Source organism: Pseudomonas sp. YeP6b (assembly GCF_025642995.1).
In the GTDB taxonomy this organism is placed as follows: Bacteria; Pseudomonadota; Gammaproteobacteria; order Pseudomonadales; family Pseudomonadaceae; genus Aquipseudomonas.
The window spans coordinates 437,317-454,544 of record NZ_CP080090.1; the positions used below are offsets into that span (position 1 = coordinate 437,317).

Here is a 17,228-nt window from a genome sequence, read left to right on the forward strand (position 1 = left end):
CCACCTATCGTTATAGCTTTCCGTGTGTAAGGAAGCTCACGATATGTTGCAAACCCTACCCATCAGTGCTTCAGGCCGGTTGCGACTGCTCATCGGGGCCGCCTTATGCAGTCAATTGTTGATGCCCGCCCTTGCCGTGGCCGATCCCGCCTACGATGTCCTGATCATTCAGGCGCGCAACGGCAACTTCACGCCGGCCCTCACTCAATTACGTCAACTGCCTGCCGAGCGCCAGACACCGGGCCAGATCAGCGATCACCTTGTGATTGCCGGGTGGGCCGGGCAAGACGCCGAAGTGCTGAAGGTGTATGAGGCCCAAGGCAAAAACCGCAACCTGACCACCCAGGCACTGGCCACCGTGGCCCGTACCTACCGCAATCAAAAGCAGTGGCCGCAGGCCTTGGCAGTGTATCAGCAGGCGCTGGTGCGTGAGCCGAACAATGTCGACCTGCAACTGGGCCAGGCCCTGACCCAGGCCGACGGCGGCCAAACCAATGAAGCGGTGCAACGCACCCGCGCACTGGTGGCGGCGCAACCGAATGACCCCAACCGCCGCATGGCCCTGGGCTATGCGCTGACCCGAGCGGGCCTGAACTACGACGCGCTGTTTGAGTTCGACCAGGCCTTTATTCGCGCTGGCGACAAACCTGACGTGATCCGCGAATACATCATCGCCCTGCAACGGGCCCGCCTGCCGGAACCGGCCTTGCGCCTGTCGGCCAAGCACCCGGGCGTGCTCGACGCCGTGACCCAGCGCCGGCTTGAAGGTGACCTCGCCGCCGAGCGTGTGCGCATGGCCGAGTTCGCGACGCGCACCGAGAAAGAACGTTACGTCATTGCCGATCGCGCGCTGCAGGACTACGACAAACTGCTCGCCCGCTGGACCCCGGATGCCAGCGCCCATGACGATGTGGTGCGCTGGCGCATCGACCGCCTGGGCGCCCTCAAGGCACGCACGCGCACGGCTGATGTGGTCCGTGATTACGAAACCCTCAAGGGCGAAGGCGTGCAATTGCCCACTTACGCCGTGCGTTGGGTGGCGGCGTCTTACCTCGACCAGCGCCAACCGGAAAAGGCTGAGCCGCTGTATCGCCAGGCGCTGAGTGCCGCCGATGCCGAGCCCGATGACCGGGTTGAAGACACCACGGCGTTGTTCTACGCCTTGCAGGAAAGCGATAAAGGCGCCGATGCGCGCGAAGTCGCCAATGGCCTCGCCAATAGCCAGAAGCCTCGGGTCGAACTCAAGGGCTTGCCCATCGGTAACCCCAACGATGCCTGGATGGATGCGCAACAACTGTCGGCCCAGGCCGGCGTCTATGGCGGCGACCTGCCTGGCAGCGAAGCCGGCCTGGAAGCGTTGGTGGCAAAAGCCCCAGGTAACGTCGGCCTACGCCTGGCCCAGGCTGATATGTACCGCGCCCGTGATTTGCCCCGGCGCGCCGAGGGCATACTCAAGGAAACCGAAGCCCAGACCCCGCGTGACATCGGCCTGGAAGTGAGCCAAGCCTACACCGCCATGGACCTGCAGGAGTGGCGGCAAATGGACGGGCTGACCGATGACGTGCTGGCCCGCAACCCGGACAGCCGGCAGGTGCAGCGCCTGAGCCGCCTGCGGGATGTGCACGACATGGCCGAACTGCGTGTCGAGGCCTACACCGGTAAAAGCTACGGCGGCGGCAATAACGGCGACGTCGGTGCGGTAGCGGGCAGCCGGGATTGGGGCATTGAAAGTCGGATCTACACCCCGCCCATCGACGAAGACTGGCGGGTGTTCGCCGGTGCCGGGTATGCCACGGCCGACTTCAGCGAAGGCAGCGGCCAGCATCGCTGGCAAGTCGTGGGCGTGGAGCGGCGTACCCGTGACATGACCCTCGAAGCCGCAGTCTCCAACCACTCCTATGGTTATGGCTCCAAACAAGGCGCGAGCGTTTCGATTGCCCGCGACATCAACGACAACTGGCAGTACGGCGGCAGCCTCGGCTACCTGCTGACCACCACACCGTTACGGGCACTGAACGCCGATGTCACGGCCAACGGTGGCAGTGGTTTTATCCGCTGGCGCGCGAATGAAAGCCGCGAGTGGAAGCTGTCCTTGAGCCCGTCGCACTTCAGCGACGGCAACAACCGGCTTGAAGCCTTGCTCACCGGCCGCGAGGGCATCTACAGCTCGCCGGGCGTGCAAGTGGACCTGGGCCTGGAAGTCGGCGCCAGCCGCAACACCAAGGAAGACACGGTGTACTTCAACCCCAAGTCTGACCTCAGCGTGTTGCCCACCGTCACGGTCAACCATGTGCTCTATCACCGCTACGAGACCCAGTGGAGTCAGCAGTTCCAACTCGGAGCGGGTACCTACAGCCAGCGGGATTACTCCACCGGTGGCGTCGGTTTGATCGGGTATGGCCAGCGCTTTCGCTGGAACGATGTGCTGGACGTGGGCGCCAACCTGAGCCTGATCAGCCGACCTTATGACGGTAATCGCGAACGCGATCTGCGCTTGCTCGTCGACCTCACTTACCGTTTCTAAAAGAGCCTGACCATGACCGTCCTTAGCCGTTGCTTGTTGGTCCTGGGTTTAGTGCTGGCCAGTGCCTGCGCCCAACAACCCGCGCCATTTACCCCACCTGCCGAGCGGCCGACACTGGCCAATGAAGCGCCGTGGCCGAAAAACCATTTCCTGGGCATTGCCTACCATGACGTCGAGGATCGCGACCCCGACCAGGCGGTGGTGGCAGTGCGTACCGAACGTTTGATCGAGCAGATGGCCTGGCTGCGCGAGAATGGCTACCAGGCCGTTAGCGTCGACCAGATACTGGCCGCGCGTCGTGGCGGCCCCGAGTTGCCGCCCAAAGCCATCATGCTCAGCTTCGATGACGGCTACTCCAGCTTCTACACCCGCGTCATGCCGATTCTGCGCGCCTATCACTGGCCGGCCTTGCTGGCGCCGGTGGGGTATTGGATCGATACGCCGCTCAATCAACCAGTGGACTTCGCCGGCTCGCCGCGCCCACGTGGGGAATTCCTCACCTGGCAACAGATTCGCGAGGTGTCCCAGTCCGGCCTGGTGGAAATCGCCGCGCATACCGACAACAACCACAAAGGGATCCTCGCCAACCCCCAGGGCAACCTAGAGCCTGCGGCGACCAGCCTGCGCTTTGACCCGGCCACCGGGCGTTATGAAGATCAGGCGAAATTCGATGCGCGCATGCGGGCTGATGTCGCGGCGATCTCCAACAAGATCCGCACCGTGACCGGTAAAGCACCACGCGTATGGGTGTGGCCATACGGCGCAGCCAAGGGCACGTCGCTGGCGATCGTCGGTGAGCAGGGCTACCAGATGGCCCTGACCCTGGAAGACGGCCTCGACAGCCTTGGCAACCTGATGAACAGCCCACGCTTCCTGGTGGCTTCCGACCCGGACGGCGAGCACTTCGCTAACAGCATGGTGGCGGTGCAAGCCCAGGCTCCGCTGCGCGTGCTGCACGTGGACCTGGACAACGTCTACGACCCGGACCCAGCCCAAGAAGCGCGTAACCTCGACCAACTGGTGCAACGGGTGGTGGACATGGGCGCAGGCACCGTGTTCCTGCAAGCGTTCGCCGACCCCAAGGGTGACGGCCTGGTGCATTCGCTGTACTTCCCCAACCGTCACTTGCCGGTGCGCGCCGACCTGTTCAACCGCGTTTCCTGGCAGTTGCACACTCGTGCCCATGCCAGTGTGTATGCGTGGATGCCCGTGCTCAGTTTCGCCCTCGATCCCAAGCTGCCACGTGTGACCCGCTGGGACCCGGAAACCGGCAAGGTTGGCATCGACCCGGATCAATACAAGCGCTTGTCGCCGTTTGATCCGCAGGTACGCAAGATCATTGGCGAGATCTACGAAGACCTGGTGCGCAACAGTGCCATCGACGGTGTGCTGTACCACGACGATGCGGTGCTCTCCGACTTCGAAGACGCCAGCCCCGCCGCGCTCAAGGCCTATGCCGCCAACGGCTTGCCGGACAGCATCGCTGCGCTGCGCGCTGACCCGGCGGTGATGCAACGCTGGACGCGCTTCAAGAGCCGCTACTTGATCGACTTCACCCATGAGCTGACCGCCAAGGTCCGCGCCATCGGTGGCCCGCAGATATTGACCGCGCGCAATATCTTCGCCGAGCCAATGCTCAACCCGGCCAGCGAAGCCTGGTTCGCACAGAACCTCGATGATTTCCTTCAGGCCTACGACTGGACCGCGCCGATGGCGATGCCGCTGATGGAAGGGCAGGAACTGAAAACGTCCAACGCCTGGTTGGAAAAGTTGGTCGCCACGGTCAAGGCGCGCCCCGGCGCATTGGACAAAACCGTTTTCGAGTTGCAAGCCAAGGACTGGCGTACCCCCGCCGCCCCGGACCTCAGCGGTGCGCAAATGGCCGAATGGATGGGTGTGCTCAAGCGCCAGGGAGTCAAGAGTTTTGGCTACTACCCGGACAACTTCCTGGAAAACTCGCCGGACTTGAAGACAGTCCGTCCGGCCCTGTCCAACCAATGGAACCCTTGACCATGTTCGACAGACTCCTGGCTTTATTCGTGCTGGCATTGGTGTTGGGTGTGCCCCTTGGCCTGATCTTTTTGGTCACCGGGCAGTTCCTGATGGACTTCGTGTTTTTCTACCCGCTCTTCATGTCGGCGCTGTGGATCGCCGGCGGGCTGTACTTCTGGTTGCACTGGGAGCGTCACTGGCCCTGGAAAGAAGACACCCCCGCGCCGACCCTGGCCGGTAACCCGCTGATCTCGATCATCATTCCTTGCTACAACGAGGGCGATAACGCCGCCGAAACGATTCACGCGGCGCTGGGCCAGTTGTACCCGAACATCGAAGTGATCGCCGTCAACGATGGCTCCAAAGACAACACCGCGGCGGTCCTCGATGCCCTGGCATTGGAACACCCACGCCTGCGCGTGCTGCACCTGGCGCAGAACCAGGGCAAAGCCGTGGCCTTGCGCATGGGCGCCGTGGCCGCGCGCAGTGAATACCTGGTGTGCATTGACGGCGATGCTTTGCTCGATAAAAACGCGGCGGCCTACTTGGTGGCGCCGATGCTGGATAACCCGCGCCTGGGCGCCGTGACCGGCAACCCACGCATTCGCACGCGTTCGACGCTGATCGGTCGGGTGCAGGTGGGCGAGTTCTCCTCGATCATCGGCTTGATCAAGCGGACCCAGCGGGTGTTCGGTCGGATCTTCACGGTGTCGGGTGTGGTGGTGGCGTTTCGCAAGAAGGCGCTGGACCGCATCGACTACTGGAGCACCGACATGATCACCGAGGACATCGATGTCAGTTGGAAGCTGCAACTCGATCACTGGGCGATCTTCTACGAACCCCGCGCCTTGTGTTGGATCCTCATGCCCGAAACCGTCGGCGGCCTGTGGAAACAACGCCTGCGCTGGGCCCAGGGCGGCGCCGAGGTGCTGTTCAAAAACATTCGTGGCATCTGGCAATGGCGCCACCGCTACCTGTGGCCGCTGCTGTTCGAATACTGCCTGTCCACCGGTTGGGCCTTCACCTTCCTGCTGTCGGTGATCTTCTGGGGCGTGGGTAAATTCGTGGTGCTGCCACAGGCGATTGCTGTGGATTCGCTGATGCCACCGGCGTTTACCGGGCTGGTGTTGGCGATGGTGTGCCTGCTGCAGTTTGCGGTGAGCATCCTGATCGACCGGCGCTACGAGAAAGGCCTGTGGAAAACCCTGTTCTGGACCGTGTGGTACCCAATGGTGTTCTGGCTGGTCAGCTTGTTCACCACCTTGGTCAGCTTTCCTAAGGTGCTCTTCAACCAGCACCAGAAACGCGCGCGCTGGGTCAGCCCGGACCGTGGTATTAAACCTAGTGAAGAGGAGGCGTGACCATGAAACTGGTCAGAACTCGCCAAAACTCAGTGATGTGGGTCATCGATGTGCTGCTGACCCTGCTGGCCTGGGCTGGGCTGATTTGGCTGTTGGCGCGTGGGATGACCGCGATGCTGGAAACCCACGGCGGCCCACGCATTGAAGCGCCAATTTTTGCGGCGCTCAACACCTTGCAGATCTACCTGTGGATTGCCCTGTTCAATGCGGTGATCCTCATCAGCTGGGCGCGTTATCAGCAACGCCGGGGCCGCAAGTTCGCCCAACGCCGCGCCGAGGCCAATGCCCTCAGCGACAAGCAAATGAGTGAGAGTTTCAACCTCGGCGACGGCCACCTGGAGCAGTTCCGCAAGCCGGGTGTACTGGTGATCCACAACGACGAAGACGGCGGTGTGGAAGACGTGAAGTCGCACGTGTCCCGAGACGTCGAGCGCCCGGCGCTGACGTTGGTGCCGGGGATGGAAAAAGACAAAGGCGCCGGCTGAGGGGGTGTTGTGGCGAGCGGGCTTGCCCCGCGTTGGGCTGCGCAGCAGCCCCAAACCTTATGACACGTTCTTGCCTGACACACCGCAGAGGTTCTGATAGGGGCGGCTTCGCCACCCAACGCGGGGCAAGCCCGCTCGCCACAACAAGCCCTGCGCCAGACTAATCCGATAAATGGGATCCAATTCACAAAACCACCGCGAACTTTTCTGTATTCCTCGGTACTAATCTATCTCGACAAGAACTTGATGGCTAACTAATGGCATTTCATCAGTACTTGTTCGAAACGCTATCAAAACAGTAGCCGCTTGTCGGAATAAAACTTCCAGCAACAGGCTGTAACTCTTTTTTGATAATTATTTATTGTTATCTATCAATGGTTTGCAGGTGTAACTAGTACGAATGTGCAACTAATCCAGTTTCTTGGATAAGCGCAAGTTCGATGTTAGTTTGCCGCCCCTTGATTTTCGATGGATCGAACATGTCTTCGTTATTGCCACGGACTCGGTACTTGCTGTGCACTTTTCTGCTCGCTTACTTGAGCCTGAACACTGCCATGGCCGCCCCCACACCTGGGGATCAAGACCTGATCCGTGACCGGCAAAACCGCTTGCTCGAAGAGCAACAACGGCGCCTGCAAGAACTGCAGGACCTGCCCGGCAAAGAAGCCAAGCCCCAGGCCCCGGCCTTGCCGGCGGACACGCGCTGCTTCCCGATCAAAGACATCGAACTCAAGGGCGCCGACAGCCTGGCAGCCGCAGACCGCGAGCGCCTGCTCAAGCCCTACATCGGCGAGTGCCTGGGCGTCTCGCAGCTCAATGAGTTGCTTAAGGTCATCACCGACTACTACATCACCAAAGGCCGCGTCACCAGCCGCGCCTACCTGCCGCAACAAGACCTCTCCAGCGGCCATCTGCAAGTGCTGGTGGTCGAAGGCAAACTCGAAGCCTTGAAAAGCGCCGAAGGCAGCACGGTGACCGACCGCGAACTGGCCATGGCCTTTCCCGGCAAGGTCGGCGAGGCGCTGAACCTGCGCGAAGTCGAGCAACTGGTGGACCAACTGAATCGCTTGCCCTCCAAGCAGGCGCAAATGGAACTGACCCCCGGCCGCCAGATCGGCGGCAGCGACGTGGTGGTCAAGAACACCGCGCAAAAGCCCTGGCGCGCCAGCCTGTCGCGTAACAACGACGGCCAGAAAAGCACCGGCGAGCAGCAGTGGGGCGCAGGCCTTGAGTGGGACAGCCCGCTCGGCCTGGCTGACCAACTGGTACTGCGCGGCGGCCACGATGCCGTCAGCGACCACCAGAAAACCTCGAAAAACACCATGCTCTACTACAACGTGCCGTGGGGCTGGTGGAACTTCAGTTACACCTACAGCGAGAGCGATTACCGCGCGCTGGGTTACACCGACACCTTCAAGTTCAAACAGTCGGGCGACAACCAGAACCACCAGTTTCGCGCCGAGCGGGTGATCCATCGTGACGACGTGAGCAAGACCTCGCTCAACGTTGGCCTGGCGCACCTGCGCACCAACAACTACATCAATGAGGCTCACCTCGAGACCAGCAGCAACCGCCTCAGCGAACTGCAACTGGGCATCAACCATGGCCGGCGTATCGGCAATGCGTTCGTCAACCTCGACTTGGGCATGCAAAACGGCATCGGTGCCTTCGATGCTCAAGCCAACGACGAGCGCGACGCGTACGGCAATCGCCAGCCCAGTGCGCGCTATCGCAAATACACGGCCACCGTCAGCTACCTGCAGCCGTTCACGTTGTGGGGCGAGTCGTTCAGCTTTTCCAGCCTGGCCACCGGCCAGCACAGCGAAGACATCTTGTTCAGCCCCCAGCGCATGAGCCTGGGTGGCTCAGCCTCGGTGCGCGGTTTCAAAGACCAGCAACTCAACGGCGACAGCGGCGGTTACTGGCGCAACGACGTGCGCTGGGCCCGCCCGGTGACCTGGGATTGGATGCGCCCAGCCTTTGCCGAGTACGGCGCCAGCGTCGGCTACGACCAAGGCGTGATCAGCAACGGCCGCTACAACGGCGAAGTGCACGGCCGGGTCTCCAGCAACTCGTTGGAGCTGTTCGCCCGTGGCAAATACGTCAGCACCAGCGTGACCTTTGCGCACTCTTTGGAACGCCCGGCAGTGATGAGCGAGCGCGAAGCGCCGATCTACTTCCGCATGGATTTCTTCCTGTAATTCAACGCCCCGTTACATCGAGACTATGACAATGGATGTTCGCCACTTTGCCTTCCTGGCCCGCCAACCTTCTGCTGCGCTGAAGCCGCGAGATTCGTTCTTCGGCTTGCCCAAGCGCGGCTTGGTGCTGATCCTGGCCAACGCGCTGTTCTGGCAGCCGCTGCTGGCCCAGGCCGAAGGCATTGTGGTCAGCGCGCCGGGCACCACTGTTGGCCAAGCCGGCAATGGCGTGCCCGTTGTGAACATCGCCACGCCCAATGGCAGTGGCTTGTCGCATAACCAATTCAAGGACTACAACGTCGGCCCCAACGGCGTGATCCTCAACAATGCCACGGGCGCGGTCACCAACACCCAGCTGGGCGGCTACATCGTCGGCAACCCGAACCTCAAGGGGGGCGCGGCCAGCGTTATCCTCAACGAAGTCAACGGCGGCAGCCCAAGCCAGTTGCGCGGTTACACCGAAGTGGCGGGGCAGTCGGCCAAGGTCATCGTCGCCAACCCTTACGGCATCACGTGCAGCGGTTGCGGTTTTATCAACACCCCCAACGTGACCCTGACCACCGGCAAGCCGGTGCTCGACGCGAGCGGCCAGTTGCAGCGTTATCAGGTCGACGGCGGCGCCGTGACCATCGACGGCCAGGGCCTCAACGCCAGTAACGTCGACCGTTTCGAAATCATCACCCGCTCGGCCAAGATCAATGCGCAGATCAACGCGCGTGAATTGACCGTGATCGCCGGGCGTAACGACGTCGATGCCCAAAGCCTGAAAACCACCGCGCGCGCTGACGACGGCAGCGCCAAACCAGAATTGGCCATCGATTCCTCGGCGCTGGGCGGCATGTACGCCGGTGCGATCAAACTGGTCGGCACCGAAGCCGGTGTGGGCGTGAAACTCGACGGCACACTGGCCGCCAGCGGCGGCGATATCCAGCTGGATGCCAACGGCCACTTGAGCATGGCGCAGACGTCGGCCACCGGTAACGTCAAAGTCACCGCGCAGAACGTCAACCTTACCGACAAGGTCTACGCCACCGGCAACGTGCAGATCACCAGCGCCCAAGGCTTGGTCAACCAGCAGAGCGTGGCTGCCGGCCAACGCATCGAACTCAACGCGACCACCGTCACCAACCCCGGTATCATCGAAGCCGGTGTGGCAGCGGACAACAGCCGCAACGCCACTGGCGACCTGGTGGTGAACGCGCAGACCGTCAACACCAGCGGCAATCTGCTGGCCAGCCGCGCCTTGGCGATCAGCGCCGCGCAAACGCTGACCAACCAGGGCGCGATCATCCAGGCCAAAACCGTCAGCGTCAGCACCGCCAAGCTGACCAACCAAGGCGCCACCGCGCGCGTGTACGGCGAGCAAAACCTGGCGCTCAGCGCGCCGGCCATCGCCAACCTTGGCGGGCTGATTCGCTTCGGTGAAGGCCAGGCCGCGACCCTCGACAGCGCCGCCCTGGACAACCGCCAAGGCCGCATCGAAATGGCTGGCGGCAGCCTGGTGCTGACCAGTGCCGCGCTCAATAACAGCGGCGGGCAAGTCATCGCCAACAACCTGACCGTCAACGCGGGCAGCCTGAACAACCAGAACGGTGTGCTGGTGGCCAGTGCCCTCACCGTGAATGCCGGCGACCTCGACAACAGCCTCAAGGGCTTGATCCAGGCTGACAACGGCGCGCTGAACCTCACCGTCGCCAATGCCTTCAACAACAGCCAGGGGTTCGCCCAGGCCAGCACCGATCTGAACCTCAACACCGGCAGCCTCAGCAGCAACGCCAACGGCGTGCTGAGCGCCAACACCGGCAAGTTGACCCTCGCCACCGCGCAACAGCTCAACAACGCCCAGGGCCGCTTGCAGGCGGGGCAGGGCGATGTCGAGCTGCATGCGGCGAACCTGGATAACCAGAGCGGCGTGATCGTCGGCAAGCAACTGCTGCTCGACGTAAGCGGCGGCGACATCGACAACCGCGCCGGGCGCGTGGTGGGTGACCACCTCGACGTGCGCGCCTCGGGCCTGGACAACCGCAACGCCGGCCTGCTGGCCGGTGGCGCGCCGGGTGTGAGCCTGCTGCTCAAAGGCCCGGGCCAATTGCTCAACGCCCAAGGCCGCATTCAAAGCGAAGGCCTGTTGCAGCTGCAAGGCGAGCGCCTGGACAACAGCGCCGGCATCCTGATCGGCACGTCGGTTGACGTCACCGCGCAGCACCTCAACAACAGCAGTAAAGGCTCGCTGGTCAGCAACGGCGGCGACGTAACCCTCAACATCAGCAACCTGCTGACCAATGCTGGCGGCGTGATCGACGCGGGCGAGCGCAGCGTGCTGGTCAAGGCCCTCACTACGCTGAACAACAGCGGCGGCACCTTGCGCGGCAAGCGCCTCGACATCGCCGCGCAGCACCTGAACAACGACGCCGGCCAACTGCTTGCCGGCAACCAAGGCCTGAGCTACAGCGGCCAGGACGTGAGCAACCGCAAAGGCTTGATCCTCAGCGGCGGCGCCCACACTCAGCTCGACACCGCCAGCCTGGATAACCTCGGCGGCACCGTGCAAGGCGACACCCTGACCGTCACTGCCAACACGGTCGATAACAGCAGCGGCGGCTTGATGGCCAGCCTGCTCGGCAACCTGCAATTGACCGTCGAAGCCTTGGCCAACCGTGGCGGCAAATTGTTCGGTAAAGAACAGGTGACGATCAGCGGTGCCACGCTCGACAACAGCGCCCAAGGCCAGATCAGCGGCAACCAGCTCAACCTGGCCTCACGCGACACGCTCACCAACCGAGGCGGCCTGATCGAAGCCAACCAGGGCCTGACCCTCAACGGCGGCAACCTCGACAACAGCGCAGGCGGGCAACTGCGCGCGCTGGGCGGCGCCAGCAGCAGCCTTAACCTCAGTAACAGCCTCAACAACCAGAACGGCACCCTCGAATTCGGCAGCGCGGCGTTCAGCCTCGACGCCACGCAACTGAACAACCAAGGCGGCCAGTTGCAACACGCGGGCACCGGCCTGTTCCTCATCAACACCGCCAGCCTCACCGGCAGCCAGGGCAGCATCAATGGCCTGGGCACGGCTGACTGGGCGTTTGGCAACGTCGATGGCCTGGGCCGCGTGCAACTCAACGAAGCCCTCACCTACAAAAGCAGCCAAGGCCTGAACCTTAAGGCCGGCGACCGCATGGCCAGCAGCAAGGGCTTGACCCTCGACGTGGCCAGCCTGAACAACGGCGGCGAACTGCTCAGCGACGGCAACGTGAGCATCACGCTCAGCGGCGACCTGAACAACAGCGGCCGCATTGCGACCCAGCAAAACCTCAGCGTGACGGCTAACAACCTCAGCCAGAATGGCGGGCGCTTGGCGGGCAACAACACCCAGCTCAAACTGAGCGGCACCCTCGACAACCTCGGTTTCCTTACTGCGCGTCAGCAGCTGGACATCGCGGCGGCACAAATCGGCAACCGTGGCACGATGGGCGCCCAAGGCGCGGTGAACCTCACTGCCGTCAACGGCATCACCAACGGCGCCGATTCGCTGCTGTTCAGCGGTGGCGACCTGACGCTGCGCGCTAATGGCTTCAGCAACACCTATGGCGATGTTTACAGCAAAGGCAACCTCACGTTTGCGGGCGTGGATGGCGGGCGGGCGGTGGTATTCAGCAACCTGTCGGGCACTGTCGAAAGTGAGGGCAACATCGGCATCAGCGCCGCGTTCGTCGAAAACGCCAAGGCTGAATTCGAACTGGGTAAAACCCTGACCAGCGGCAGCGTGGTGTGGCAGTGCATCCAGCATTGCAAGGGGCATGATTGGTTCAAGCGCGGCCAGACTTTTATCGACCAAACCTACGTTGAATCGGCGATCAAAGACTCGGCCGCCGCACGCCTTGTAGCCGGGGCCGACCTGTTGATCCAGGGCGATAACGTACAGAACCGCTACAGCCTGATGGCCGCCAACCGCAACCTGAGCATTATCGCCAACGACCTGCTCAACCAAGGCGCAGGCACCCGTACCGGGCAGAACCATATCGTCATCGGCAACCGCATGAAGATCGACAAGGATTACTGGGACCTGGTGCAGTTCACCGAGATTCCGGCCTACAACGCTGCCGTCGCAGCGGGCGGTTTTGACCTGGCGAAGTTCGAAGCGCTCAAGGCACGCTCCAGCGATGAGCGATTTGTGGAGATGAGCAACGTCACCACCTGGACCGCCAACGACGGCAATGCCTACAACGCCACATTGCAGGCAGGTGGCACCGTCGACCTGTCCAAAGTCGCCAACAACGTGCAGAACGGCACGCTGCTTGAAAACCAAAAAGCACAACTGACCGGCACCCTCGGCGACGACCAGACCGGCATCCCCGTCGGTGGCATCAATATCAGCCTCAGCAAGCACGCCAACGATGCCAGCGCCCAAGCGCCAGGCTCCGTGCTGCCCGTGGTGACCCTCGCGCCGGGCGGCGGCTTCGTACCCGTGGACTACACCGGCACGCCGTTCGCCCCGGTCGACCCCACCACCTCGCCGTATTTCCAACTGCCCAAGGGTGACTACGGCCTGTTCGTCAAAAGCGCCGACCCCACCAGCCATTACCTGATCGAAACCAACCCCGAGTTCACCACCGCATCGGGCTTCTTTAGCTCCGACTACATGCTCGGCAAACTCGGCTACACCGCCGACAACGCCTGGCGCCGCCTCGGCGATGGCCAATACGAGACCCGCCTGATTCGCGACGCGGTACTCGCACAAACCGGCCAGCGCTTCCTGGCGGGCGGCCTGCTCAGCGACGCCGACCAGTTCCGCTACCTGATGGACAACGCCTTAGCCAGCAAAGACGCGCTGCGCCTGAGCGTCGGCGTGACACTCACCGGCCAGCAAGTCGGCGCCCTGACCCACGACATCGTGTGGATGGAAAACCGCGTGGTCGACGGCCAAACCGTGCTCGTGCCGGTGCTCTACCTGGCACAGGCCGAATCGCGCAACGTGCGTGGCAACAGCCTGATCCAGGGTCGCGACCTCAACCTCGTCACCGGTGGCGACCTGGTTAACGTCGGCACCCTGCGCGCCAGCAACAACCTCTCCGCCGTCAGCAGTGGCAGCATCTACAACGGCGGCCTGATCGAAGCCGGCAACAACCTGAGTCTGCTGGCCCAAGACAGCATCCGCAACGCCATGGGCGGCGAAATTCGTGGCAGCCAAGTCAGCCTTGCTGCCATCAAAGGCGACATCACCAACGACAACACCGCGATTCAAGTACGTGACGGCGCCGGCATGCGCACCCTCACCGATGCCAGCGCGAGCACTATCACCGCGCGTGGCAACCTGGCCATCGATGCCGGGCGCGACCTCACCAACCGCGGCGCACTGGTCGCCGGTAACGACGCCACCCTCGCTGCTGGCCGCGACCTCAACCTCGTCGCCGCCAGCGATACCAGCGTGAAACATGAATTCAGCAACGGCGGGCACAAATCCAGCATCACCACCGACGTCAAAAACCTCGCCGCTACCGTCACGGCAGGCGGCAACCTCAACATGCAAGCCGGGCAAGACGTCAACATCATCGGCAGCGATGCCACTGCCGGCAAAGACCTGAATATCCAGGCTGGGCGCGACTTCAACGTCGCCTCCGTCAGCGACATGCACAACGTCGAGGGCAAAGAAAAACACGGCAAAAAACGCATCAAGACGGCGGACGAGCAGACCACGCAAGTGGCCAGCGTGTTGACGGCGGGCGGCGACTTTACCAGCCAGGCCGGGCGCGATACGACGCTGGTGGCGAGCAAGATCAGTGCGGGCAATGAAGCGTATCTGTACAGCGGCGATAAGTTGAACCTGCTGGCGGCGCAGAACAGCACGCATACGTTGTATGACATGAAGGAGAACGGTGGGTGGGGCGCGAAGAAAACCAAGCGCGATGAAGTCACCCGCGTCACCAACGTCGGCACTGAGATCAAGACCGGCGGTGACCTGACATTGGTCAGTGGCGGCGACCAGCTGTATCAGCGCGCCAAGCTCAGCAGTGGCAACGATCTGACGATTGCCAGCGGCGGCGCGGTGACGTTTGAAGCGGTCAAGGACCTGCATCAAGAGAGCCACGAGAAGAGTAAGAGCGACCTGGCGTGGACCAGCGCCAAGGGTAAGGGCAATACCGACGAGACGCTGCGCCAGAGTGAGTTGATGGCGCAGGGGCAACTGGCGATCAAAGCAGTTGATGGCCTGAAGATTGATATCAAGCAGATCGATCAGAACACAGTCAGCCAGACGATTGATGTGATGGTGAAAGCAGATCCTCAGTTGGCTTGGTTGAAAGAAGCCGAGAAGCGTGGGGATGTTGATTGGCGGCATGTGAAGGAACTGCACGATTCCTTCAAATACAGTCATTCCAGCCTCGGCCAGGGTGCAATGCTGGCGATCATCATTGTTGTCACCGTACTGACCGCAGGCGCTGCGAGTGCACTTGCCGCATCAGCTGGCAGTGCTGTGGGTGCCGGCTCGACCATGGCTGCGGCGACAGCCGGAACTGTTTCGGCATCGGGTGCCGTAGTCGGCGCAACGTCCGCCGGCCTCGGCAACATCATTGCGACTGCCTCCTTGACCTCTTTGGCGAGCACGGGCGCGGTCAGCACGATCAATAACAAGGGCAACCTCGGGGCGGCGTTCAAGGAAACCTTTAGCAGCGACAGCATGAAACAGGCGCTGATCGCTGGCGCCTCAGCAGGCTTCGTGAATTACGCCAGTGGCAATTGGTTCGGCGCGCAAAGCGACCCTGTTACCAACAAAGTGAGCGGTCCCAGCGTAGTGCCTCACTGGAACGACCCGGCCGCTATTGGGCGTTTCGGAACGATCCAATTGGCGGGCGGAGCCGTGCGCGGCACGCTTTCTGAAGCGCTTGGGCAAGGCAGCTTCAAGGACGCCATGAAAGGCAGCCTTTTCGATGTACTGCAGGCGACCGCGTTCACAGGCGTTGGTGATTTTGGCAACGCTTTCAAACTGCAAGACAGTGGCCTGAGTAAAACAGCACTGCACGCCGTTGTGGGTGGGTTGCTTTCGGAAGCAATGGGCGGCGACTTCAAAACGGGGGCGATGGCCGCGGGTGCTAATGAGGCGCTTATTGTGGCGCTGGATAAGTCGCCTCTGCTCAGTAGCAGTGATCCAGCTGAGCACGATCGACTGGTCAATGCGGCGTCCAAGCTGGTGGGTCTACTCGCTGCGGCCAGTGTTAATGGCGATGTAGCCATGGGCTCTGAGATCGCTGGGAATGCACAATCGTACAACCGGAAGCTTCACGCTCTTGAGCGAAAACGTCTTGATGAAGAGGCTAAAAAACTTAACGGTTCTGGGGAAAGTCAGTCCGGACTCGCCTGGGGGGATTTGCTCACCTATGTGGCCGCAGGCGAAGTTGACAAGCAATCGTCTGGGCAGCTGAGTGATGCGTTGGACAAATATAATCCAAACAGCCCGACCGGTCAGCGTCTGCTAGAGGACCTGAGTACCGCTCAAAAAGTGATTACTCAAATACAGAACGAAAAGGTTTTACTCACGTGGACAGATGGTTCACCCATCGTGGCCAATGGAGAGAAAGTCTATGCATTTGGCGCGACGCCAAAGCAATACGCAGATTCGCTTCTGTTTAACTCTTCCAGCGAAACGACCTATAAAAATGCTGAGGGCGGGGCGAGTATCGTTCCTGATAAATGGGTCGAGCAATATGGTGAAGTAGTTGCTACCAAAAAATTGCGAGAAATTAGCGCCGCCAACAGTGATGCGGATCTTTCTTCGGAGCAGTGGGCGACGTTGCGAGACCACCTCCATTCTGGCGATAAGGCTAACGGAAATATAGATTTAGAAATTCTGTCAGCGTTATTGTTCAAAGGTCGACCGGTAGAAGCCAGCTTCCCAGTTGCAGTGAAAGAGCTGGCAGCGCGAGAAATACTGGCGAGTGCCGAAAAGATAACGTTGAAGGAACGTCTACTTGAGTTTAAAGCTAGCCGTGAAGTGGCTGAAGCCTCCACGCCAGACTATGGAGTGCTTTCTGCTGGACATCGCGATGCAAAAGAAGCGGAAGCATTGGTTAACACCGAAAAGGCTGCTTTGGAACGCATTGGGAGCAATCCTAAGGGACCTGATTTAACAGATAAAGCTCCTAATACGGTACTTGACCAGCAAGATGCAAAAAAAGCAGAGGCATTAGTCAACGCCGAGAAGGAAGCTCTGAAACGCATTGCAGACAATCCGAAAGGCGCTGATTTAACGGATAAGGTTCCAAACACGGTACTTGATCAGCAGCTCGCAAAAAGCACGGAAACGGCTAAGTTTAAAAACATGTTTCCTGATGATCCGATAGTTCCTGGTCCGCGCTATGAATTGATCAAAACCGATTCGGGAGGTTTTAAGTATCGCCTGCCTAGCGGAGAACTCAGAACGCCCAAAGGGCAATATGATTTTATTCAGTCGGATGGAAAAATCTATGTGGCGGTACAAAAAAATGATAGTAATGTGTCGGGTCACGTCGCCTTGTCGAGAGGTGCAGATGTCGATTTCGCTGGGCAGGTTCAATTTTCTCAGAAGGGCGGATTGAAGAGTTGGGATAACATGTCAGGCCATTATCAGCCGCCCGAAACGGCCGCCAAGAGAGTTGACTTGCCTCAAGATAAGTTCGTACCCGTTGAGTGAGAG

At 61.1% G+C, this 17,228-nt stretch carries 6 protein-coding genes; all 6 read left to right on the forward strand.

Annotation, left to right across the window (positions count from 1 at the left end):
* Window positions 1-43: 43 nt before the first annotated feature.
* The 6 genes from pgaA to KZH41_RS01995 all read left to right on the forward strand — a co-directional run bounded on the left by pgaA (window position 44) and on the right by KZH41_RS01995 (window position 17,225).
* On the forward strand, window positions 44-2,524 hold the full coding sequence (pgaA, locus tag KZH41_RS01970) for a poly-beta-1,6 N-acetyl-D-glucosamine export porin PgaA (protein ID WP_263274275.1): 2,481 nt from the start codon (window positions 44-46) through the stop codon (window positions 2,522-2,524).
* Between the two features lie 12 nt (window positions 2,525-2,536).
* Window positions 2,537-4,534: a poly-beta-1,6-N-acetyl-D-glucosamine N-deacetylase PgaB gene (pgaB, locus tag KZH41_RS01975; protein ID WP_263274276.1), complete on the forward strand. Its 1,998-nt coding sequence runs from the start codon at window positions 2,537-2,539 to the stop codon at window positions 4,532-4,534.
* 2 nt (window positions 4,535-4,536) lie between these two features.
* Entirely contained in the window at window positions 4,537-5,877 is a 1,341-nt protein-coding gene (gene pgaC, locus KZH41_RS01980) for a poly-beta-1,6-N-acetyl-D-glucosamine synthase (protein ID WP_094952049.1), read from the forward strand.
* Window positions 5,878-5,879: 2 nt separating this feature from the next.
* On the forward strand, window positions 5,880-6,362 hold the full coding sequence (gene pgaD, locus KZH41_RS01985) for a poly-beta-1,6-N-acetyl-D-glucosamine biosynthesis protein PgaD (protein WP_094952048.1): 483 nt from the start codon (window positions 5,880-5,882) through the stop codon (window positions 6,360-6,362).
* Between the two features lie 479 nt (window positions 6,363-6,841).
* Window positions 6,842-8,563: a ShlB/FhaC/HecB family hemolysin secretion/activation protein gene (locus tag KZH41_RS01990; protein ID WP_094952047.1), complete on the forward strand. Its 1,722-nt coding sequence runs from the start codon at window positions 6,842-6,844 to the stop codon at window positions 8,561-8,563.
* 31 nt (window positions 8,564-8,594) lie between these two features.
* A complete protein-coding gene (locus KZH41_RS01995) occupies window positions 8,595-17,225 on the forward strand; it encodes a filamentous hemagglutinin N-terminal domain-containing protein (RefSeq protein ID WP_263274277.1) in 8,631 nt (2,876 codons plus the stop codon).
* Window positions 17,226-17,228: the final 3 nt, after the last annotated feature.